Here is a 20,592-nt window from a genome sequence, read left to right on the forward strand (position 1 = left end):
CTATCAACAAAAGGTTAAAATCTTATTGAAAACAGGGGTGTATTTTTTTAGTAGCTTTGTGCTTGTCCCAATATAACGGGAAAACCAACAATTTCTTTCAAAAATACGGTATGTTTCTCGAAAACACGGTCAACCCTAAAGAACAGTTTGGATGGATTGAGGTTATCTGCGGCTCCATGTTTTCTGGAAAGACCGAAGAGTTGATCCGAAGACTGAAGCGCGCCCAGTTTGCCAAGCAAAAAGTGGAAATATTCAAGCCCATTGTGGATACGCGTTATCATGAAGAAATGGTGGTATCCCACGATGCCAATGAAATCAGGTCCACTCCTGTTCCTGCGGCCGCAAATATCCGGCTTTTGGCGGACGATTGTGATGTGGTCGGTATTGATGAGGCCCAGTTTTTTGATGAGGAAATCATTACTGTTTGCAACGATCTGGCCAACCGTGGGGTCCGTGTGGTGGTGGCCGGACTGGACATGGATTTTAAGGGCAACCCCTTTGGTCCCATGCCCGCACTGATGGCCACAGCAGAATACGTGACCAAGGTACACGCCGTTTGCACCAGAACGGGCAATCTCGCCAATTATAGCTTTAGAAAGTCGCACAACGACAAATTGGTGTTATTGGGAGAGACGGAAGAGTACGAACCATTGAGCCGTGCTGCATTTTACAAGGCCATGTTGCGTGAAAAAATCAGGGATATGGACGTAAAATCCGAAGAAGTTAGTGCCAAAAAAAAGGAGACTAATGAATAGGGTGGGAGAAACTACACTGATCCTGGACTTATCCGCCCTGGAACACAACTACCGTTACCTCAGGTCCAAAATAAAGCAAGAAACCAAGTTTTTGGGTGTAGTCAAAGCTTTTGCCTATGGCAGCGACACTGTGACCATTGCCCGTAAACTGGAACAATTGGGTGCCGATTATTTGGCCGTTGCCTATGTAAGCGAAGGGGTTTTGTTGCGGGAAGCCGGAATTCAACTTCCCATTTTGGTATTGCACCCTTTGCCTTCCAATTTTGAGGATTTGATCGAGCATCATTTGGAGCCGAGCCTTTATTCGAGAAACATCCTGAACCAGTTCCTTGGAGCTGCGAACGCCAAGAACCAAAAGGATTATCCGGTCCACATTAAATTCAATACCGGATTGAACCGTTTGGGTTTCTCAGAGGCCGATGTAAATTTTATCGCTGAAGAAACCAAGCATAACGAATGCATCAGAATAGTTTCTTGTTTTTCACATCTAGCGGCATCCGAAGATATTAATGAGCGGGATTTTAGCCTGAATCAAATCGCATCTTTCAAAAATTTAAGCGGTGCGCTTATGGATACTCTGGGCTATGCTCCCATGCGACATATGTTGAATACTTCTGGAATCATAAATTACCCAGAAGCACAGTTTGAGATGGTCCGAAGCGGAATTGGACTTTATGGGTATGGCAACCAGGCCAAGGTAGATGAACAGTTAAGGCCGGTGGCAAGCCTAAAGACCATTATTTCTCAGATACATGAGATCGGGGCCAATCAATCCGTAGGGTATAACCGAGCATTCAAATCGAGCCACAATATAAAAAGTGCCACGTTGCCCATTGGACATGCCGATGGTATAGGGCGCCAATATGGGAAAGGAAAAGGATTTGTGACCATCAATGGAAAAAAAGCCCTTATTCTGGGGAACGTGTGCATGGACATGATTATGGTGGATGTTACCGAAATCGATTGTAAGGAAGGGGACGAAGCGATTGTTTTTGGTCCAAACAAGTCTGCTGAAAATTTTGCCGCGACGGCAAATACCATATCCTACGAAATCCTAACCGCCATATCGCAACGTGTAAAACGAGAGGTGATAAACACATGAAAATTTGATTCCAATAAATAAGTGTACCACTTTTTTTCTTAATTTGTTTCTGATTAACCAATACTCAACTATAAATGGGATTTTTAAAAGAATTTAAGGACTTTGCCATGAAAGGAAACCTGGTGGATATCGCTGTAGGTTTCGTTATGGGTGCCGCATTCAACAAAGTGGTGTCTTCGTTCACGGGAGGAATTGTTTCCCCCTTGATCGGATTGTTGTTCAAATCAGATTTCAACGATTTGAAATATGTCATTACCGAAGGAACGGTGAACGATGCCGGGGAAACGGTCGGGGAAATCGCTGTGCTGTACGGCGCCTTCCTTACCAATGTAATCGACTTCCTGATAGTGGCCTTTGTGATGTTTATCATCGTAAAAAGTGTGAACAAAATGAAGAAAAAGGAAGAACCAACTCCTGCAGCTCCAAAAGGTCCGACCCAAGAGGAACTGTTGGCAGAAATACGCGATTTATTGAAAAAACAATAATAGTACTGATGAAGTTTTTCGGTACGACCGCTACATCACAATAACCTTTAAAAACCGTCAATCTGTTTTCGCTAACATGTTGACGGTTGTTTTATTTATAACATTTTGTTATTTTTTATTGATTGGGGATAAAAAAGCTTGTTTAACTCGCTGACTAAAGTACCTTTGCGGCAAGAAATATTTTTATAATGAAAGTAGCAGTTGTTGGTGCCACCGGAATGGTAGGCGAGGTAATGTTGAAAGTATTGGAAGAACGTAACTTCCCTATTTCAGAATTGTTGTTGGTAGCCTCGGAGCGTTCCGTGGGCAAAAAACTCACTTATAAAAACGATGAATACACCGTAATCGGTTTGGCAGATGCCGTGGCTGCCCAGCCTGATATCGCCATTTTTTCCGCAGGAGGGGACACCTCTTTGGAGTGGGCCCCAAAATTTGCAGAGGTGGGTACCACTGTGATCGATAATTCATCAGCATGGCGAATGGACCCGACCAAAAAACTAGTAGTACCTGAAATCAATGCGAATGAATTGACCGTTGAAGATAAAATCATTGCGAATCCCAACTGCTCCACCATCCAAATGGTTTTGGCCTTAAATCCATTGCACAAAAAATATCAAATGAAACGTGTGGTCGTTTCCACCTACCAGTCCGTTTCGGGTACTGGCGTAAAAGCGGTGCAACAAATGGAGAACGAAGCCGCAGGAATCGAAGGTGAAATGGCCTATCCTTACCCCATTAACCGAAATGCATTGCCGCATTGCGATGTGTTCTTGGAAAACGGGTACACCAAAGAAGAGATGAAATTGGCCCGTGAGCCGCAAAAAATATTGGATGACCGTACATTTTCGGTTACCGCCACTGCTGTACGTATCCCGACTGCTGGAGGACACTCCGAATCCGTAAACGTGGAGTTCCACAAGGATTTTGATCTCGCAGAAGTAAGACAGCTTCTAAGCGAAACACCTGGAATTGTGGTGCAAGACAATCCTGAAACCAACACCTATCCCATGCCAGCCTTTGCCAACGGCAAGGACGATGTTTTTGTGGGCAGAATCCGTCGGGACGAAACCCAGCCCAACACCTTGAACATGTGGATCGTGGCGGACAACCTAAGAAAAGGAGCCGCTACCAATGCGGTACAGATCGCGGAGTATTTGGTGGAGAACAGTTTAGTTTCAAATACTTCTGAAGCTATTTCATAAAATTCGTTAAAGCATCGATTGCAGCCAATAGGTTTGTGTCTTTTGTGGTATTTTTATCGGAATCAATCCGAGAAAACATGAAAAACATAAGTCTGTTGGCTGCTTTGGTTTTATTCGCGGCCTGCAAAGAAGAATCTAAAAACAGAGAACCTATTACTGTGAACTACCCCACTACCAAAAAAGTTGATACTGTAGATAATTATTTTGGAACAGAGGTCCCAGACCCTTATCGCTGGCTGGAAGACGATCGTAGCGAGGAGACCGAAGCCTGGGTGAAAAAGCAGAATGCGGTCACATTCGGATATTTGGAAAAAATCCCTTTTCGCGAAGACCTAAAAAACCGATTGGAAAAACTCTGGAACTACGAAAAAGTCGGTTCCCCTTTTAAAGAAGGCGATTACACCTATTATTACAAAAACAACGGGCTACAGAACCAATATGTGGTCTACCGCAAAAAGGATGATGGCGAAGAAGAGGTGTTTTTGGATCCCAATACGTTTTCCGAGGATGGCACCACCTCTTTGATGGGACTTAGCTTCACCAAAGACGGTTCCAAAGCTGCATACCTTATTTCCGAGGGCGGAAGCGATTGGCGCAAAGGCATTGTTATCGATGCGGAATCCATGGAAATTGTGGAGGACACCTTGGTGGATATCAAGTTTAGCGGTATCTCTTGGAAAGGAAACGATGGCTTCTTCTATTCCAGCTACGACAAACCGGAAGGAAGCGAACTATCCGCGAAAACAGATCAGCATAAATTATACTATCACAAATTGGGAACGCCACAGTCCGAAGATAAAATCATCTTTGGAGGTACACCCGAAGAAAAACACCGCTACGTAGGCGGTTCCGTTTCCGAAGACCAGAAATATCTATTTATAACAGCATCTGTCTCAACATCGGGAAACAAGTTGTTTATGATGGATCTTTCCAAAGAAAACCCTGAACTGGTCACCATATTGGATGATACGGATTCCGACACCTACCCTATAGAAAATGAAGGCTCCAAACTTTATTTGGTTACAGATAGGGATGCGCCGAATAAAAAAGTTGTGACCGTAGACGCCTCCAATCCAACCCCGGACAATTGGAAAGACCTGATTCCCGAAACAGAAAATGTATTGACCGCCGGAACGGGAGGAGGATACTTTTTTGCGGAATATATGGTGGATGCGATTTCCAAAGTGCTTCAATATGATTATGAAGGAAAACTAGTGCGCGAAGTTAAGTTGCCGGGAGTAGGAAGCGCCGGTGGTTTTGGTGGCAAAAAAGAGGATAAGGAATTCTATTTCTCCTTTACCAACTACAATACACCTGGTTCCTTGTATAAATATGATGTAGAAACCGGTGAGTACGAACAATATTGGAAGCCTCAAATCGATTTTAATCCAGATGATTACGAGTCGAAACAAGTATTCTACAATTCAAAAGATGGTACAAAGGTGCCCATGATCATCACTTATAAAAAAGGTACGGAACTGAACGGTAAAAACCCTACCATTCTTTATGGCTATGGAGGTTTCAATATCAGTTTAACACCCTCTTTCAGTATTGTGAATGCCGTTTGGATGGAACAAGGCGGTGTATATGCCGTTCCCAACCTTCGCGGTGGTGGCGAATACGGTAAAAAATGGCACATTGCCGGAACAAAGCTCAGTAAACAGAATGTATTTGATGACTTCATCGCGGCTGCCGAATACCTGATCGAAAACAAATACACCTCAAAAGAGTATCTCGCAATTCGTGGGGGTTCCAATGGAGGCTTATTGGTGGGCGCCACCATGACCCAGCGTCCGGACCTGATGCAGGTGGCATTGCCGGCCGTAGGGGTAATGGATATGCTCCGTTACCACACCTTTACCGCCGGAGCCGGATGGGCCTATGATTATGGAACTTCCGAGGACAGTGAGGAAATGTTCAACTACATTAAGGGCTATTCCCCTGTGCACAATGTAAAGGAAGGAACGGAATATCCGGCCACCTTAGTGACCACAGGAGATCATGATGATCGAGTGGTCCCTGCCCATAGCTTTAAGTTTGCTGCGGAACTACAGGAAAAGCAGGCTGGTAATCAGCCTACGCTTATACGAATCGAGACCAACGCAGGTCATGGAGCGGGAACGCCGGTGAGCAAAACCATAGAGCAATATGCCGACATTTTCGGGTTCACTTTTTATAATATGGGATACGAGGAACTTCCCAACCAAGCCGTGCTCAAGGAGTTTAAAGATTGATATATTATTAGCTGTTCAGAAAGTAACTTAAAATGTCATTATGAACTCCTGCCAGCAGGCAAGGTATTTCAGAATCTCATCCATTAAAAACAAATGATGTGGGAACCTGAAACAAGTTCAGGTTGACAAACCTACCTTCTGAACAGCTTTTTACACGTTTATGCTAAAAGTCCATGTAGATTCTTTTGGTTACCAAGACCAGACCATTTTAAGGGACATTTCTTTTGAAGTGGCCCCTGGGGAACATGTGGCATTGATGGGCGAAAGTGGTTCGGGAAAAAGTACGTTGTTAAAAATTGTTTATGGTCTCCTTCATGTGGAGGATGGCTCCATTTTTTGGGGCAATACAGAAGCGCTCGGACCCAATTTTAATCTGGTTCCCGGAGAACCTTATATGAAGTATTTGGCCCAGGATTTTGATTTGATGCCTTTTATTTCCGTAGAAGAGAACATAGGTCAGTTTCTTTCGGTTTTTGAACGCGACACCCATCAAGAACGCATTGATGAACTCCTAGACCTCATCGAAATGAAATCGTTTGCGAGAACGAAAGTAAAATACCTCAGCGGTGGTCAACAACAGCGGGTAGCACTTGCACGTGTATTGGCTCAAGAGCCGGAGATTTTGCTTTTGGACGAACCCTTCGGCCATATTGACAACTTTAAGCGGATTTCATTAAGAAGAAATCTGTTCCTATATCTAAAAAAGCAGGGCATTACCGTGCTTACCGCAAGCCACGACCCTAGCGATGTGCTCCCTTTTGCAGAGCGCACCTTGATATTACAGCAAGGACGTGTCATTGCAGACAAAAATACCCAAGACCTCTACAAAAATCCTCCTGATTACTACACGGCATCATTGTTCGGGCAAGTAAACCAAATCCCGATGAAGCTGTTAAAATCCTATTCTGAAATTGAAAGGTCGATTCTGGTCTATCCCCATGAGTTCAAATTTTCCGATTCGTCGGGGCTTAAGGTAGAGGTTATGAATTCTTTTTTTAAGGGAACCCACTACCTCAATGAAGGTATGGCGGAAGATGGTACTGTGGTTTTTTTCAATTCGGAGAAAGAACAGGAAAAAGGAGCGACCATTTTTCTTAATGTATCTTTGAATACCATTAATAAAAGGCTTCAGGTTGGACAAAAAGCAGATACATAGGGAACTTCAGTTCAAGGCCATGCGCAGTAGTGGCGCAGGAGGCCAACATGTGAACAAGGTTTCGTCCAAAGTAGAACTCACTTTTAACATTAGTGAATCAGAAGGACTTTCGGATAGGGAAAAAGGTCGGATTTTCCTTAAACTACAATCCCGATTGACCAATGATGGAGCTTTGGTTCTTCAATGTGATGAGGCAAGGAGCCAGCACCGAAACAAAGACCTCGTCGTGAAGCGTTTTTTTGATATTCTAAAAAATGCGCTCGTAGTCCCAAAAAAAAGAAAGCCTACCAAACCCACTAAATCTTCCAAAGAAAAAAGATTGAAATCCAAAAAAATTACGGCAGATAAAAAGGCTGCCCGAAAGAGACCTGATTGGTCCAATTAAGACAGCCTCAACTGTTTCAAAAATGAAATAATGTTTCTGGACTAAAGGTTAATAGGATATCCCTTCTGTTTCCAAATATGGAAAAGCAATCAAATATTTTCCGAATCCGCCCATGTAGGATTCCCGCCATGCCCCAATCCAGTCCGCACCCTCGGACTTTGTAAGTGGCCTTTGAAAACCTCCATTGCCACTATATGCATTTTGCAAGGTAGAATTATTGTAGTATGCATTTGCTTGGGCCAGGGGAACCATATAATGGAACTTACTGGTCATCTCATGTGCTGGGTAGTTGCCATCGTTTACCTGTCTCACCTCTCCCCATCCATATAATCCGGTGGATTGGCCCAAATATTTGGTAAAGGCAAGCAAGTAACTTTCCAATCCTTTGCTACCCCCTTTAGTATCGCTACCTGCATAAGTAGGCAGATAATCGCTCAACCCTTCACTTGTCGTATAATCGTAGAAGTAGGAGTAGCTATAGCCCTGTACAATAGGGTTATTTTGCAAAACCGCAACGGCGTGACTATGTGCCATACTCGTTAAAGACGACATTGTAATGCACCAATACTGAAGGCCTTGGCCCGGAATATCCGAGGAAGCCCTTTTCAATTCAGTGGTAGTTCCATCAGGAAACACACTCAATTTGAAAACGTCCTTAAACCATCTTTCCGTTAAGTCCAAAGCGTCCTTATCTTTAAATATCAATCCATAATAGTGAAGAAAACTGGCATATTTTGAGGGGACATTCCAATGTGGTAGCACAGCAGCATGGTTTACCGTATAATCGGTCTGTTCCACACCATTGACGGCAATAACCGCATTGTTCGTTCCGGAGTATTTCATATTGTACCCGGTGTCGGCCGCAGAAGATTTCCAATTGGAACCAAATCCATCCTCATAATGATTTGTCAATTTATCAAACAGCCAATCCCTGCCATCTTTAAACCAATTCTCCACTCTAGCTTCTTCCTCTCCGGTCAATCCAGTGTCCAAGTTCATTGCCTTTATAAGGGACCAATTGTTCAATGTCTTTTCGAGCCATGCCGCGGTAAGGAAAAATGGATTGGTTTCCACTCCATCCAACCACGAACTCCTATTGGTAAAATCGAGATTGGGATCGTTGGCCCTTTTCAAAGTTTGATTCGCTATTGCCCTGGACAATTGTTCGGCATAGGCCATATCTCCGCCTTGATTGCGATTTGCCAGAATAAAGGCATACATTCCGGCATAAAATATGTTATCGGATACATAATGGGCACCATTGACTACATTGATAGGAACCGGATCACAACCTATCCTACATTCCCTAATGCCACTGGAGGGCATCCAGTCCAAGCGTCCGGAATTTGGGTCAGAAAGAAAATCCTGCGCTTCACTGATCATTCTAGCGATGTCCTCTCCATTTGTTCCCGGTTTTGAAAATCCTGATTCAAATCTGGAAACCATCGTATTTATCTGTGCATCGGTAAACATCACCTGATAGTATCCACTTTCTTCCCCTACTTGCTCATCCGGGGTATCATCCTCATCTTCTGGGGTGTCGATCTCTTCGTCAATTTCCTGGACTTCTTCTTTTTCTTCATCCAAAACAGCCTCTATGAACAAATCGTTGTCTTTATTGCAAGACGTAATAAAGACAATAAATGCTGATAGGATGATTAACATATTACGATTTATTAGAAATGGATTCATGGGGTTCGATTTTTGAAATGGGGTTAATTTTTTGAAAATCGTTAAATCAAAAAAAGTCGTTAAAGTGAACTATTATGTCGTTAAAATGCATTGATTAGATTCCAAATCTACGGACGAATCTCTGTTTTAGATGTTTTGCCTATAATTTTTTCGATGAAATGCACTATTTTTCAACATGTTAATTAAAATTAAGTCCCAAATCACCTATCAAAATAGGTATAACAGGTACTATTATGATGTTTCTCACACACCAAAGTGCCCTAGTTAATCCGTAAAATTTATGTTTTGGAAAATCAGATAAGACCAAATATGGATTTGTTGATTTTGAACAGCCACGATTATAAACATTTTAAAAAATGACCCTTGGTTATAATTCCCGTACGCCAGATTTAGTATCCTCGACACAAATGCTTAATTTTCAGTCAAATTATAACTAATTCAAAAAAATGATTTCTAAAAATGCAAACCTCAAAGCATGGTTGCTCTCCGTTGCCATGTTTTTGTCTTGTGCAGCGTTTTCCGTGGCACAAAGTGTTCCTTCTCCCGAGGACGTTTACGGATTTAGGGTGGGAGCCGATTACAAATTGGCCGATTATTCCCAAATTGAAGACTATTTGTCCAAATTGGACGCTGCTTCCAATAGGGTCAAAAAAATTGAGATAGGAGAAACGGTACTTGGCCGTAAAATGTACATGATGTTCATCTCTACGGAAGAAAACCTTGCCCAGCTGGACAAGTGGAAGGACATCAGTACCAAGCTTGCCCGTGTTCAAGTGAGCGATGACGAAGCTTTGAAACTTTCCCAAGAAGGAAAAGCCATCGTCTGGATCGATGGTGGGATGCACTCCACGGAATTGGCCCACGGTCAAATGACTTCCGAACTGGCCTATACCTTGGCTACTTCAGAAACCCCGGAAATGCAAAAGATCAGGGAAAATGTTATCACCCTTTTAATGCCTGTAATGAATCCAGATGGATTGGACATCGTTGTTGATTGGTATCGCAAGAATATGGGAACCGCCTATGAAACTTCTCGCCCTCCGATTCTATACCATTATTATATGGGCCATGATAACAACAGGGACTGGTTTATGAACATTATGCCCGAAACGTACAACGTAACAAAAATTCTCTATAACGAATGGTACCCACAGATTGTTTACAATCATCACCAATCGTCCCCATCTTGGACCAAGATCTCCATTCCACCCTATGCAGATCCTGTAAACCCAAAAATTCACCCGGCAATAACTGCTGCAGTGAGCGAAGTAGGTTCCGCAATGTCCAAGCGTTTTTCTTTGGAAAATATGCCCGGCGCCATTGCCGATAATTTTTACACCATGTTCTGGAACGGTGGTGGGCGCACCGTGCCATATTACCATAATATGATCGGTATTCTGACCGAAACGGGACATACCACACCAACCCCTCGATTCTATGACCCCGAAAAACTGCCAAAAACTGTAGCGGGTGGCACCCCTACGGACGGAACCGATATTATGTACCCAGACCCATGGAAAGGTGGCGAATCCCACTTTAGGGATGCCGTGGATTATATGCTGACCGCCACTTGGGCCACTTTGGACCTTGCTGCCGACCGCAAGAGCAATTACCTGTACAACATCTATAAAATGGGTAAATCGGCTGTTGAAAAAGGAAAGAGCGAAGGGTTGTTCGCCTACATCATAAGCAAGGAACAATGGGATTCTTTTGAAGCCGTAAATCTTGTCAACGTATTGCTCCAAGGAGGAATCGAGGTCGAAAAAGCCACAAAAGATTTTACCGTCAATGGCAAAGAATACGAAGAAGGTTCCTATGTAATCTACACAGCACAAGCCTTTAGACCTTACCTGATGGACCTTATGGAAAAACAAAATTATCCAACACGTTTCCAATACCCCGGCGGTCCTCCCGATACTCCATACGATTTAGCCGGATGGACATTGCCAATGCAAATGGGCATCGATGTGGATAAAATTGAAGAACCATTCAAAGCTCCGACCGAGAAAGTCAATGGTCTCGTATCGTATTACGATGGCGAAGTAAATAGGAACGGCTCCTTTGGATATGCCCTTAGTGCAAACACAAATGCTTCCGTGGCGGCAACCAACAAGGTTTTGAAGGCAGGAGGCACGGCATACAAGAGCATGGGCGAATTCAAAGCAGGAAAAGAAACGTTGCCCGCTGGGTCTTATATTGTTTCCGGGGACAAAGAAATGATAGAATCCCTTGCAGACGAGTACGGTCTTGAATTCACAGGTTTAGCAGCTAAACCAGAGGTGCAATTGAAGAAAATCCATCTGCCCAAAGTAGGTCTGTACAAATCCTGGGTGGCCAATATGGACGAAGGATGGACCCGTTTTGTAATGGACGAGTACGAATTTGATATGGATACTTTGCACGATGCGGACATCAAGACCAAAGATCTCTCGCAATATGATGCCATCATCATTCCATCTCAAAGACCAAGTTCCATTTTACATGGACATAGCAATTTGAGCATGCCCGAAAAATTCACAGGTGGCATTGGCCTAAAAGGGTCCATGGCGCTGAGCGACTATGTGGATGCGGGTGGAACCTTGATCGCTTTTGATGAAGCAAGTGACTTTGTAATTGAACAATTCGGGTTGCCATTGCGCGATGCCGTTGAAGGTGCGGACAGCAAAGATTTCTTTATTCCAGGATCTTTGATCAAGGCTGGTGTGGACACGTCCCATCCGTTGGCCTTTGGTATGAAGGATACGGTTGCAGTTTCATTTAACCGAAGTAGGGCCTTTACCATTGATAAACAACGGAAAACAGGTGAAGGAGGAACAGAGGACATCAAAGATGCTCCCGCACCCGATGTTGAGGTAATAGCCACCTATGCCGCCAAAGACCTACTGATGAGTGGTTGGGCCATGGGAGAGGACAAGTACATTGCCAAAAAGCCAGCCATGGTAAAAGCAAAGTATGGAAAAGGTTCCGCCATCTTGTTTGCGTTCCGTCCACAATTTAGGGCGCAGCCTCGCGGCACTTACAAATTGATTTTTAACGCGATTTACGAAGGCGCTTCGGAATAGCGGAACATATTAGTGTATAAAGAAAAGCCACATCAAATTGATGTGGCTTTTTTTGTAATTTGATTTACTAAAATGTTTCTATGGAAGAAAAATCAAAGCTGAGCAGGATAATTTTAATTGGAAACGGGTTTGACCGTTCATTGGCAATGCCAACATCCTATTCTCATTTTCTTGATTGGTCAAGATTACAGGCTATTAAAAATGCATTGGAAAATAAACCCTCGTTAAGATTGGAGCATCAAGAGTTCCGATTCGAAACCGCTTTGTTTCAAATCACTACAAATAAAGCTACAGCTAATTGGTTAAATGAAGCTATAAAAAATGTAAACTCATTTTCAAGTTTAGAAAAGAAACTATCACAAAAACGAGAATATTTATTTAAACTTTCTATAAGTCCCAAACACCCATTCATAACCGAGCTTTTAAACTTTGATTCTAAACATAAATGGGTCGATATTGAACAAATGTATTTTGATAGGCTTTTAAAAACAGGCAAACATGATATACGTCAGTTTCACCAATACTTTGAGCTGGTGAAGGAAGAACTACTCAAATACCTGAAGACACTAGAAATTAATCGACATAAAGGAGATGAAATCATGTCAATCTATAAAAAACACTTTTTTGGAAAAATTCTTAAGTATGATTCGTCCCTGAAAATTTATGAAGAAGCAGAGGAAATACCTACTCATTTTTATTTTGTGAATTTTAACTATACTAAGTTTTTAACCCATTTAATGGAATATGCCCCAGAGTACGCTGAAAATGATAATACAATAAATCATATTCATGGAGACTTATCTGAATTTCCTATAATATTTGGTTATGGAAATGAAACTGGTGAAAATTATTCTAAGTTGGAAGGCTTGGGAAATGATTATTTAGAAAACATAAAATCGACTCATTATTTTAACAGTACTCATTATAGAGACCTAGAGATTCAATTGAACAGTCCTTATGAAGTCTATGTGTATGGTCTTTCTTGTGGGTTGTCTGATCAAATTTTGTTGAATACAATCATGCAAAAAGAAAACTGCAAGCAGATTAGAATCTTTTACAATAAATATGAGGATGGAAATGACAACTATCGTGAGACCTTGATGAATATTTCAAGAGTGTTTGATGATAAAGAAGTTATGCGAAGCAAAATTATCCCAAAACAAAAGGATGATTATATTAGACAATTAATCACACAGGAATAATACCATCATTAAACAAAAGCTACCCAACCGATTGCCTTCACAATCATAATATCGTGTTTGTAATTTCTTCATTAAAAAGACATTCAAAACCCAAGCATTTAACTGCATTGGCCAAAAGCTCTGACTAAACTATGAATGGCTTTCGCCCTCCAGTTCCCTTGCAATCCAAGCAAAACTGTCCTGAACCTTAGGAAAAACTTGTTCTATCGGAACCAAATCGGGAATAATGTCAATATTTTCAATAAGTTGTTTGGGCTGTTCCCTCAAACCTGTTAGAACGGTTTTCACGTTTTTCTTGGATAATTCGAATATAATATTCTCCAAGGCATAGACCCCGGACTGGTCAATATGGGGCACACGATCCATACGTATAACCAGTATTTTTATATTCTCGTCAATATTTTTTATCTGATCCTGAAAAAAGGTGGAAAAACCAAAAAACAACGGCCCGTTTAAATGTTTGATGTATACACGGTCCTTGTATCTCTCGTAAAAATTCTCCTCGTCAAGCCAAGGCTTTTCACCCTCAAAACCTGCAATGGTACCAACGTCCATGCCTTTTTCTCCAATATCGCTAGCGCGTTTCATAAACAACAATGCCGCCAAGGTTACCCCGACTCCAACTGCTTGGATCAGACTGCCAAATGTGGTCCATAGTAAGACGATGATCAGCACCACAGAGTCAGCCTTGGGCATAACCTTCATGTGCCTGATACCACGTTTATCTATAATCTTAAATCCAATAGGAATCAATATTCCTGCCAGTACGGCCAAGGGAATATAAGCCGCCAGCGAACTTAGTCCCAATAAAACGGCCAAGAGAAATGTTCCGTGCAAGGCTCCTGAAAGCCTGGTTTTACCACCATTATTGATATTTACCACGGTACCCTTCGTAGCTCCTGCACCAGGTATGCCCCCAATCAATGCTGCTACCATATTGCCAATACCTTGGCCAATTAGCTCGCGATTGCTATTATGTTTGGTCTTGGTCATGTTATCTGCAATTACCGAGGTCAATAGTGAGTCAATTGAACCCAAAACCGCCAAGACGAGTCCATATTCCAAAACCATAAAATAGGCTTCACTATCAATACTGAAAAGGCCATCTATTTGCAATGACGGTAATCCCGAAGGTATTTCACCAATGATAGGAACATCCCAATTTATGAAATAGGAAAAGATGGATACCGCAATCAAGGCCACTAGAGCACTGGGCACGGTCTTATTGATTTTTGGAAAGAGGTAATAAATTATCACCGTCATTGCCCCCAAAACCATGGCCTGCCAATTAAACTCTGAAAATAATCTGGGCAGATCCGACATTACCTTTATAGTAGATTTTGCCGAATCCAAACCAACGAACGGGAATATTTGCAGGATGATGATAATGAGTCCTACACCGCTCATAAAGCCTGAAATTACGGGATAGGGAAAATATTTGATATATCCGGCAATGTTTACAAGCCCGAAAATTATCTGTAAAACACCGCCGACAAAGAAACTCAGAATAATGATGCCCATTGCACTTTCCAGGCTTCCCGTCAAATCAACGGCACTGGCCACCAAAGCAGCTGAAACCACGGTCATTGGTCCGGTAGGGCCGCTAGCTTGTGTTTTTGTTCCCCCAAACAAGGCGGCAAGTATTCCAATTGCGATTGCACCGTACAGCCCTGAGATTGCACCGAGACCGGATTGCACACCAAAAGCCAATGCCAACGGTAGCGCTACGATGCCCGCCACGAGTCCACCAGTAAAATCGCCTTTTAAATATTTTGTATCGTAAAATTTTGCCATAATTGGTTAGGTTCTATTGTGATTTCTATTTTACTTGAAATTTACAACTTTCGAAATTAACCCTCGAGCCTTTGGTATTTTATCTTGGTCCCCAACACATTCATTCTTACATAAATATCTATCGGCATGCGCCTTGTCCACTACTCTACGGATTGGTTCGACCATTTTCTTGAAATTCCCATCCGACTAGACAATTCTTTGCTGTGGTCCATGGCCAACTCCTGCGGAATCTTCATGAACGAATCATTTTTGAAGAAATACCTTTTCAAAAAAAGCAAAGGTAAAAAGGTTATTTAAACAAAATCGCCACCGCACCGATTGCCGTCACGATCAAAATAAAGCGCTTATAATTCTTTTCGTTGATTTTTTTTACCAAGAAAACACCCAAGAACAATCCCACAAATATGGCTGGGAGCAATCGTAAATTGATCAACAGACTTTCCACTGTGATTGTTTTCCAAACAAACACATGGAACGGCATTTTAAATAGATTGGTGATAAAAAATAACCACGCTGCGGTGCCCACAAACTCATTTTTGGGCAAGCGCATGGCCAAAAAGAAAATATTGGTAAATGCTCCCGCCAAGTTTCCGATCATGGTACAAATACCAGAGAAAACGCCCATAAACCCCGAAAACAACCAATGGGTTGGTACTTTTTCCGACTTTCTGCGGTCCCAAAAAACCAACATGCCCAAACTGATGAATATCACTACGACCATCGCCCATTTGAATTCCCGTTCAGGAAGATCCTTACCTATGAAAACGCCGATAAGTATCCCCAGGATCATCCAAGGCAAAAACTTAAAGATATATTTCCATTGTGTATGCCTATTATAGTAAATCACGGCAAAGGTGTCCCCAACGATGAGCAAAGGAATAAAAAGTCCGGTCGATGCCTTGGAACCAAAGGCCAGTGCCATTAGCGTTACATTAAAGATGGACATTCCCTTGAGCCCTGCTTTGGAAACCCCCATTAAAAAAACGGCAGTGGCAGCCATGGTCCATGCGGCAACGGAAATATCTGAATAAGCAGAAAGAAACATGAAGACTTTTTAATGGTTCACAAAAGTAACCCAAAAAAGCTATCTTTAGCTCCAGCCAAACTAATCAAATGAAACTAGAACTTTTAGATTACATCATCATTTTTGGATTCTTTGCAATTGTCCTTTTTATCGGGATCTATGTTTCCAAAAAATCAGGGAAAAACACAGCAGAATACTTTTTGTCCGGCCGTAGCATGCCCTGGTGGCTTTTGGGCTTTTCCATGGTGGCCACCACTTTCTCCACGGACACGCCCAATCTGGTAACCGATTTTGTGCGTACCGATGGCGTCTCCGGTAACTGGGGATGGTGGGCCTTTTTGCTCACTGGCTTGCTCACCGTATTTGTGTATGCGAAGCTTTGGAGAAAATCCAATGTTTCCACGGATATGGAGTTTTATGATTTACGGTACGGTGGAAAACCTGCTCATTTTCTCCGAGGGTTTCGGTCATTATATTTAGGTGTCGTATTTAATGTGATGGCCATGTCGGCGGTAACGTTGGCCGCCATCAAAATTGGACAGGTAATGCTTGGCTTGGAGCCAATTGAAACCGTACTGCTGGGAGGAACCATTACGGTAATATTTAGTGCCGTTGGTGGATTTAGAGGAGTGGTTTATACAGACTTTCTGCTGTTTTTCGTCGCCATGGGCGGGGCCATTGGTGCTGCGATTTATTTGGTGAACATGCCCGAAGTTGGTGGATTGGACAATATTTTGGCCAATGCACAGGTACAGGAAAAAATGTCCATCCTTCCCGATTTTTCGGATACCGACGCGCTGATTGGACTGTTGATCATTCCTTTGGCCGTGCAGTGGTGGAGCGCATGGTACCCTGGCGGTGAACCAGGTGGTGGTGGCTACATCGCACAGCGTATGTTGGCCGCAAAAAATGAGAACCATGCCATTGGAGCTACGTTCTTTTTCAACATATTGCATTATGCGCTTAGACCTTGGCCGTGGATTTTGGTGGCCTTGGCATCTATTGTGGTATTCCCTGACCTGGAAAGCATCCAGCAGGCATTCCCCAATGTGCCGGAGAACATTCTTAAAAACGACTTGGCCTATTCCGCCATGCTGACCATGTTGCCCACGGGCTTATTGGGTCTGGTAATGGCCTCTTTGGGTGCCGCCTATATGTCAACTATTTCAACCCACCTCAATTGGGGCTCCTCTTATATTGTAAATGATTTCTACAAACAACAGATCAATAAAAACGCTTCTGAAAAAGAATTGGTGAACGTGGGTAGGATTTCGACGGTTGTTCTGATGATACTAAGTAGTTTGTTTGCCTTGGAACTAAATAATGCCACGCAGCTTTTTGATATCATTATCATGTTTGGGGCTGGTACCGGCCTCATCTTTTTATTGAGATGGTTCTGGTGGCGGATCAATGCATGGAGCGAAATTGTTGCCATGTTTTCATCAGGAATCATTTCGATTGTTTTTTGGAAGCTGGAAGAACCATTGTTTTTGGCAGAAAGCGCACCATTTCCAACATGGAGCAAGTTTCCCTTGGTGGTGCTGATCACTACCGTTCTTTGGCTGGCAACCACATTTTTGACCAAACCGGAGGAGAACAAAGTACTCTACCGTTTCTATAAGATTACAAAACCGGGAGGTCCCGGATGGAAAAAAATTCACGAAGAAGCCAAAGCAGAAGGAATATCCCTGGAGGATGGCAATGTAAAATGGAGTGTACCATCCGGTGTTCTGGCCATGATCGTAGGGTGTATTTTGGTGTATGGGTGCCTATTTGCCACAGGAAACTGGATTTATGGCAACTATCCGTTGGCCATAGGCCTTACTATTTTGGTATTGATAGCCACCTTTGTGCTCTTGCGAATTTGGCGCGGGATGAGAAATGTATTTTGATGGGCACTAACCCCTCAACTCCAGCAATCTCGCCAAATATTTCCCGACCACATCAAACTCTAGGTTTATGGTGTCTCCTACTTTGTAGGTGTGGAAGCGGGTGTGCTGGTGAGTGTACGGAATAATGGCAACACTGAAGCTATCCTTCTGGGAGTTGACAACGGTCAAGCTTACGCCATCCACGGTAATGGAACCTTTTTCTATGGTGACATTGTTCAACTTTGGGTCATACGCAAAGGAATAAACCCAACTTCCATCTTTCTCCTCGATGGATCTGCAAACCGCGGTCTGGTCCACATGTCCTTGAACAATATGTCCGTCCAAACGGGCACCGAGCAACATGGCGCGCTCGAGGTTTACGACTTCGCCGACCTTCAAATCACTAAGATTGGTCTTGTTCAACGTCTCCTCAATGGCAGTTACCGTATAGTTTTCGCCATCAATGGAAACCACTGTAAGACACACCCCATTGTGTGAAACGCTCTGGTCTATTTTCAATTCCGAAGTAATGTTCGAACTAACTGTGATATGAAGATTTCCTCCCTCTTTTTCTAGCTTTTCAACTTTCCCCAAAGTCTCTATGATCCCTGTGAACATGTGTCTTATTAATTGACTAGTTTTGTAATGCAAAAGTAGCCATAACGGCATTCATTTTATGAAGGAAGAGCAAAAAATAAAGTTAGGGATTTCCATAGGGGACATTAACGGTATCGGGTGCGAGGTAGCACTCAAAACATTTGAGGACGCAAGAATGTTGGATTTTTGCACCCCCGTTATATTTGCATCCAACAAAACCGTTTCCCACGAAATTTCAAATCTAGGAATGGATTTAAAATTCAACGGGGTCCGGGATGCCGATCAAGCCCTAGAGGGCAAGGTAAATATTGTAAATGTTTGGAAAGAGGTTCCTACCGTGGAGTACGGACAGGCCACCAAGGAAGGGGGAAGTTTTGCGATAAAATCCTTGAAAGCCGCTGTCGCCGCATTGAAAGATGGCAAAATTGATGTGCTGGTCACAGCTCCCATCAACAAAAACAATATACAGTCGGAAGACTTCAAGTTTCCTGGCCACACCGATTATCTGGCCCAAGAGCTCCAAGGAGAAAGCTTGATGTTTATGGTAACCAATAAACTCAGGGTGGGTCTCCTTACCGATCACATTGCGGTCAAGGATGTCGCCAAGGCCATTACCCCAAAGCTCATCCGAAACAAAGTGGCCATCATGGAAAAATCCCTTCAAATGGATTTTGGCATCCGTAGGCCCAAGATTGCCATTCTGGGAATCAATCCGCATAGCGGGGATAACGGCACCATTGGAGAAGAAGATGATAAGATTTTGAAACCGACCATTAAGGAGCTTTTCAACAAGGGGACCTTGGTATACGGACCCTATTCGGCCGACAGTTTTTTTGGTTCCAACAGCCATCAGAATTTCGATGCCATTTTGGCCGCCTACCATGATCAGGGATTGATTCCCTTTAAGACCCTTTCCTTTGGAAAAGGCGTAAATTATACGGCCGGCCTGGATAAAATACGTACCTCACCAGACCATGGAACCGCTTATGAAATTGCCGGAAAAGGAGTGGCCGACGAGAGTTCCTTTAAAGAAGCCGTTTTTACCGCGCTACAAGTGTTCAAAAACAGGACGGAGTATTTGGAACTCACCAAAAACCCCTTGCAAAAGCAGAAAATAAAGCGAGGCGGATAAAAAGTTGACTGCATTTTGGATATTTGTTGTGGAAGGAATTGCAGTTTTGTAAATTAGTAGTATCTTTGCACCCGCCTTTAAAGGCTGGTACACAAACCTTAAGTGTAGAAATGATGAAGCTGAAAGAGTTTAATATCCCTTTTTCAGGTCTGAAATTGGGAAAACATAACTTTGTGTACGAGATTGATGATGCGTTCTTTGAATCTTTTGACTACCAAGAATTTAACGGGGCCTCCGTTCAAATTGATGCCATTTTGGAAAAAATGAGCACAATGATGGAACTCGAGATTGAAGCGAAAGGCACCATAAATGTGGATTGCGATGTAACGGGCGAGCCTTTTGACCAGCCCATTGCTTCCAATTTAAAACTCATCATCAAGTTTGGTGAAGAGTACAATGATGAAGATGATGAAATCTTGATCATTCCACATGGGGAGCACCAATTCAATATAGCACAGTACATTTACGAAATGTTGGTGCTGGCCGTTCCTCCCAAAAGGGTTCATCCCGGGGTCGAAGACGGAACATTGGAATCCGATATTTTGGACAAGCTCGAAGAATTACAGCCAAAAGAGAACAAGAAACCATCAGAAAACACCGATCCCAGATGGGACGATTTAAAAAAGTTACTAACGGATAAATAGGTTTATAATGGCACATCCTAAAAGAAAAACATCAAAAACCAGAAGGGACAAAAGAAGAACCCATTACAAAGCAGTTGCGCCAACAATTGCCAAGGACTCTACTACAGGTGAAATGCACTTGTTCCATAGAGCGCACTGGCACGAAGGCAAATTGTACTACAGAGGTCAAGTACTGATCGACAAGACAGAAGAGGAAACTGCGGCCTAATCGCAAATCCCTAAAAATAAAGCAACTCCCGTTTCATTTTGACGGGA

At 42.8% G+C, this 20,592-nt stretch carries 17 protein-coding genes; 13 read left to right on the forward strand and 4 right to left on the reverse strand.

Annotation, left to right across the window (positions count from 1 at the left end):
* Window positions 1–110 precede the first annotated feature (110 nt).
* The 7 genes from SD449_RS12055 to arfB all read left to right on the forward strand — a co-directional run bounded on the left by SD449_RS12055 (window position 111) and on the right by arfB (window position 7,319).
* Window positions 111–755 (forward strand): thymidine kinase, encoded by a 645-nt coding sequence (locus tag SD449_RS12055; protein ID WP_318310887.1) that lies wholly within the window; start codon window positions 111–113, stop codon window positions 753–755.
* The gene (gene alr, locus SD449_RS12060) at window positions 748–1,857 is read left to right on the forward strand and encodes an alanine racemase (protein WP_318310889.1); all 1,110 of its coding nucleotides are present in this window, start codon (window positions 748–750) and stop codon (window positions 1,855–1,857) included. Before SD449_RS12055 ends, alr begins: the two co-directional genes overlap by 8 nt.
* A gap of 74 nt (window positions 1,858–1,931) precedes the next feature.
* Complete coding sequence (gene mscL, locus SD449_RS12065; protein WP_318310890.1) at window positions 1,932–2,342, forward strand: large-conductance mechanosensitive channel protein MscL; 411 nt, start codon at window positions 1,932–1,934, stop codon at window positions 2,340–2,342.
* 188 nt (window positions 2,343–2,530) lie between these two features.
* Window positions 2,531–3,544, forward strand: coding sequence for an aspartate-semialdehyde dehydrogenase (locus SD449_RS12070; RefSeq protein WP_318310892.1), 1,014 nt, complete (start codon window positions 2,531–2,533; stop codon window positions 3,542–3,544).
* A gap of 77 nt (window positions 3,545–3,621) precedes the next feature.
* Window positions 3,622–5,778, forward strand: a complete 2,157-nt coding sequence (locus tag SD449_RS12075) for a prolyl oligopeptidase family serine peptidase (RefSeq protein WP_318310893.1) — start codon at window positions 3,622–3,624, stop codon at window positions 5,776–5,778.
* Window positions 5,779–5,938: 160 nt separating this feature from the next.
* A complete protein-coding gene (locus tag SD449_RS12080; RefSeq protein WP_318310895.1) occupies window positions 5,939–6,934 on the forward strand; it encodes an ABC transporter ATP-binding protein in 996 nt (331 codons plus the stop codon).
* The gene (gene arfB / locus SD449_RS12085; protein ID WP_318310897.1) at window positions 6,912–7,319 is read left to right on the forward strand and encodes an alternative ribosome rescue aminoacyl-tRNA hydrolase ArfB; all 408 of its coding nucleotides are present in this window, start codon (window positions 6,912–6,914) and stop codon (window positions 7,317–7,319) included. The genes SD449_RS12080 and arfB overlap by 23 nt, the downstream gene beginning before the upstream one ends.
* Window positions 7,320–7,367: 48 nt before the next feature.
* Here arfB and SD449_RS12090 read toward each other — a convergent pair whose 3' ends face one another.
* On the reverse strand, window positions 7,368–8,984 hold the full coding sequence (locus SD449_RS12090) for a hypothetical protein (RefSeq protein WP_318310899.1): 1,617 nt from the start codon (window positions 8,982–8,984) through the stop codon (window positions 7,368–7,370).
* A gap of 473 nt (window positions 8,985–9,457) precedes the next feature.
* Here SD449_RS12090 and SD449_RS12095 point away from each other — a divergent pair, with 473 nt between their 5' ends.
* Both SD449_RS12095 and SD449_RS12100 read left to right on the forward strand, forming a co-directional pair.
* On the forward strand, window positions 9,458–12,073 hold the full coding sequence (locus tag SD449_RS12095) for a M14 family metallopeptidase (protein WP_318310901.1): 2,616 nt from the start codon (window positions 9,458–9,460) through the stop codon (window positions 12,071–12,073).
* Between the two features lie 80 nt (window positions 12,074–12,153).
* Entirely contained in the window at window positions 12,154–13,275 is a 1,122-nt protein-coding gene (locus SD449_RS12100) for an AbiH family protein (RefSeq protein WP_318310903.1), read from the forward strand.
* A 129-nt stretch (window positions 13,276–13,404) separates the two neighbouring features.
* Here SD449_RS12100 and SD449_RS12105 read toward each other — a convergent pair whose 3' ends face one another.
* Together SD449_RS12105 and SD449_RS12110 are read right to left on the reverse strand one after the other, a co-directional pair.
* Complete coding sequence (locus SD449_RS12105) at window positions 13,405–15,069, reverse strand: SulP family inorganic anion transporter (RefSeq protein WP_318310904.1); 1,665 nt, start codon at window positions 15,067–15,069, stop codon at window positions 13,405–13,407.
* A 289-nt stretch (window positions 15,070–15,358) separates the two neighbouring features.
* On the reverse strand, window positions 15,359–16,114 hold the full coding sequence (locus tag SD449_RS12110) for a sulfite exporter TauE/SafE family protein (RefSeq protein ID WP_318310906.1): 756 nt from the start codon (window positions 16,112–16,114) through the stop codon (window positions 15,359–15,361).
* Window positions 16,115–16,182: 68 nt separating this feature from the next.
* Between SD449_RS12110 and SD449_RS12115 the strand changes: the two genes are divergently transcribed.
* The gene (locus SD449_RS12115; RefSeq protein WP_318310908.1) at window positions 16,183–17,985 is read left to right on the forward strand and encodes a sodium:solute symporter family protein; all 1,803 of its coding nucleotides are present in this window, start codon (window positions 16,183–16,185) and stop codon (window positions 17,983–17,985) included.
* A gap of 6 nt (window positions 17,986–17,991) precedes the next feature.
* Here SD449_RS12115 and SD449_RS12120 read toward each other — a convergent pair whose 3' ends face one another.
* A complete protein-coding gene (locus tag SD449_RS12120) occupies window positions 17,992–18,582 on the reverse strand; it encodes a riboflavin synthase (protein WP_318310909.1) in 591 nt (196 codons plus the stop codon).
* Window positions 18,583–18,640: 58 nt separating this feature from the next.
* On the opposite strand from SD449_RS12120, the gene pdxA reads away from it, so the two are divergent.
* The 3 genes from pdxA (at window position 18,641) to rpmF (ending at window position 20,545) form a co-directional block, all read left to right on the forward strand.
* Window positions 18,641–19,693 (forward strand): 4-hydroxythreonine-4-phosphate dehydrogenase PdxA, encoded by a 1,053-nt coding sequence (gene pdxA / locus SD449_RS12125; protein WP_318310911.1) that lies wholly within the window; start codon window positions 18,641–18,643, stop codon window positions 19,691–19,693.
* A 110-nt stretch (window positions 19,694–19,803) separates the two neighbouring features.
* Window positions 19,804–20,337: a YceD family protein gene (locus tag SD449_RS12130; RefSeq protein ID WP_318310912.1), complete on the forward strand. Its 534-nt coding sequence runs from the start codon at window positions 19,804–19,806 to the stop codon at window positions 20,335–20,337.
* Window positions 20,338–20,344: 7 nt separating this feature from the next.
* Window positions 20,345–20,545, forward strand: a complete 201-nt coding sequence (gene rpmF, locus SD449_RS12135; protein ID WP_014032589.1) for a 50S ribosomal protein L32 — start codon at window positions 20,345–20,347, stop codon at window positions 20,543–20,545.
* Window positions 20,546–20,592: the final 47 nt, after the last annotated feature.

The organism is Flagellimonas crocea (genome assembly GCF_033441595.1).
GTDB classification, from domain to species: Bacteria; Bacteroidota; Bacteroidia; order Flavobacteriales; family Flavobacteriaceae; genus Flagellimonas; species Flagellimonas crocea.

Coding starts and splice junctions, on each gene's coding strand:
- SD449_RS12055 (WP_318310887.1), top strand. CDS start 111: ATGTTTCTCGAAAACACGGTCAACCCTAAAGAACAGTTTGGATGGATT.
- alr (WP_318310889.1), top strand. CDS start 748: ATGAATAGGGTGGGAGAAACTACACTGATCCTGGACTTATCCGCCCTG.
- mscL (WP_318310890.1), top strand. CDS start 1,932: ATGGGATTTTTAAAAGAATTTAAGGACTTTGCCATGAAAGGAAACCTG.
- SD449_RS12070 (WP_318310892.1), top strand. CDS start 2,531: ATGAAAGTAGCAGTTGTTGGTGCCACCGGAATGGTAGGCGAGGTAATG.
- SD449_RS12075 (WP_318310893.1), top strand. CDS start 3,622: ATGAAAAACATAAGTCTGTTGGCTGCTTTGGTTTTATTCGCGGCCTGC.
- SD449_RS12080 (WP_318310895.1), top strand. CDS start 5,939: ATGCTAAAAGTCCATGTAGATTCTTTTGGTTACCAAGACCAGACCATT.
- SD449_RS12090 (WP_318310899.1), bottom strand. CDS start 8,984: ATGTTAATCATCCTATCAGCATTTATTGTCTTTATTACGTCTTGCAAT.
- SD449_RS12095 (WP_318310901.1), top strand. CDS start 9,458: ATGATTTCTAAAAATGCAAACCTCAAAGCATGGTTGCTCTCCGTTGCC.
- SD449_RS12100 (WP_318310903.1), top strand. CDS start 12,154: ATGGAAGAAAAATCAAAGCTGAGCAGGATAATTTTAATTGGAAACGGG.
- SD449_RS12105 (WP_318310904.1), bottom strand. CDS start 15,069: ATGGCAAAATTTTACGATACAAAATATTTAAAAGGCGATTTTACTGGT.
- SD449_RS12110 (WP_318310906.1), bottom strand. CDS start 16,114: ATGTTTCTTTCTGCTTATTCAGATATTTCCGTTGCCGCATGGACCATG.
- SD449_RS12115 (WP_318310908.1), top strand. CDS start 16,183: ATGAAACTAGAACTTTTAGATTACATCATCATTTTTGGATTCTTTGCA.
- SD449_RS12120 (WP_318310909.1), bottom strand. CDS start 18,582: ATGTTCACAGGGATCATAGAGACTTTGGGGAAAGTTGAAAAGCTAGAA.
- pdxA (WP_318310911.1), top strand. CDS start 18,641: ATGAAGGAAGAGCAAAAAATAAAGTTAGGGATTTCCATAGGGGACATT.
- SD449_RS12130 (WP_318310912.1), top strand. CDS start 19,804: ATGATGAAGCTGAAAGAGTTTAATATCCCTTTTTCAGGTCTGAAATTG.
- rpmF (WP_014032589.1), top strand. CDS start 20,345: ATGGCACATCCTAAAAGAAAAACATCAAAAACCAGAAGGGACAAAAGA.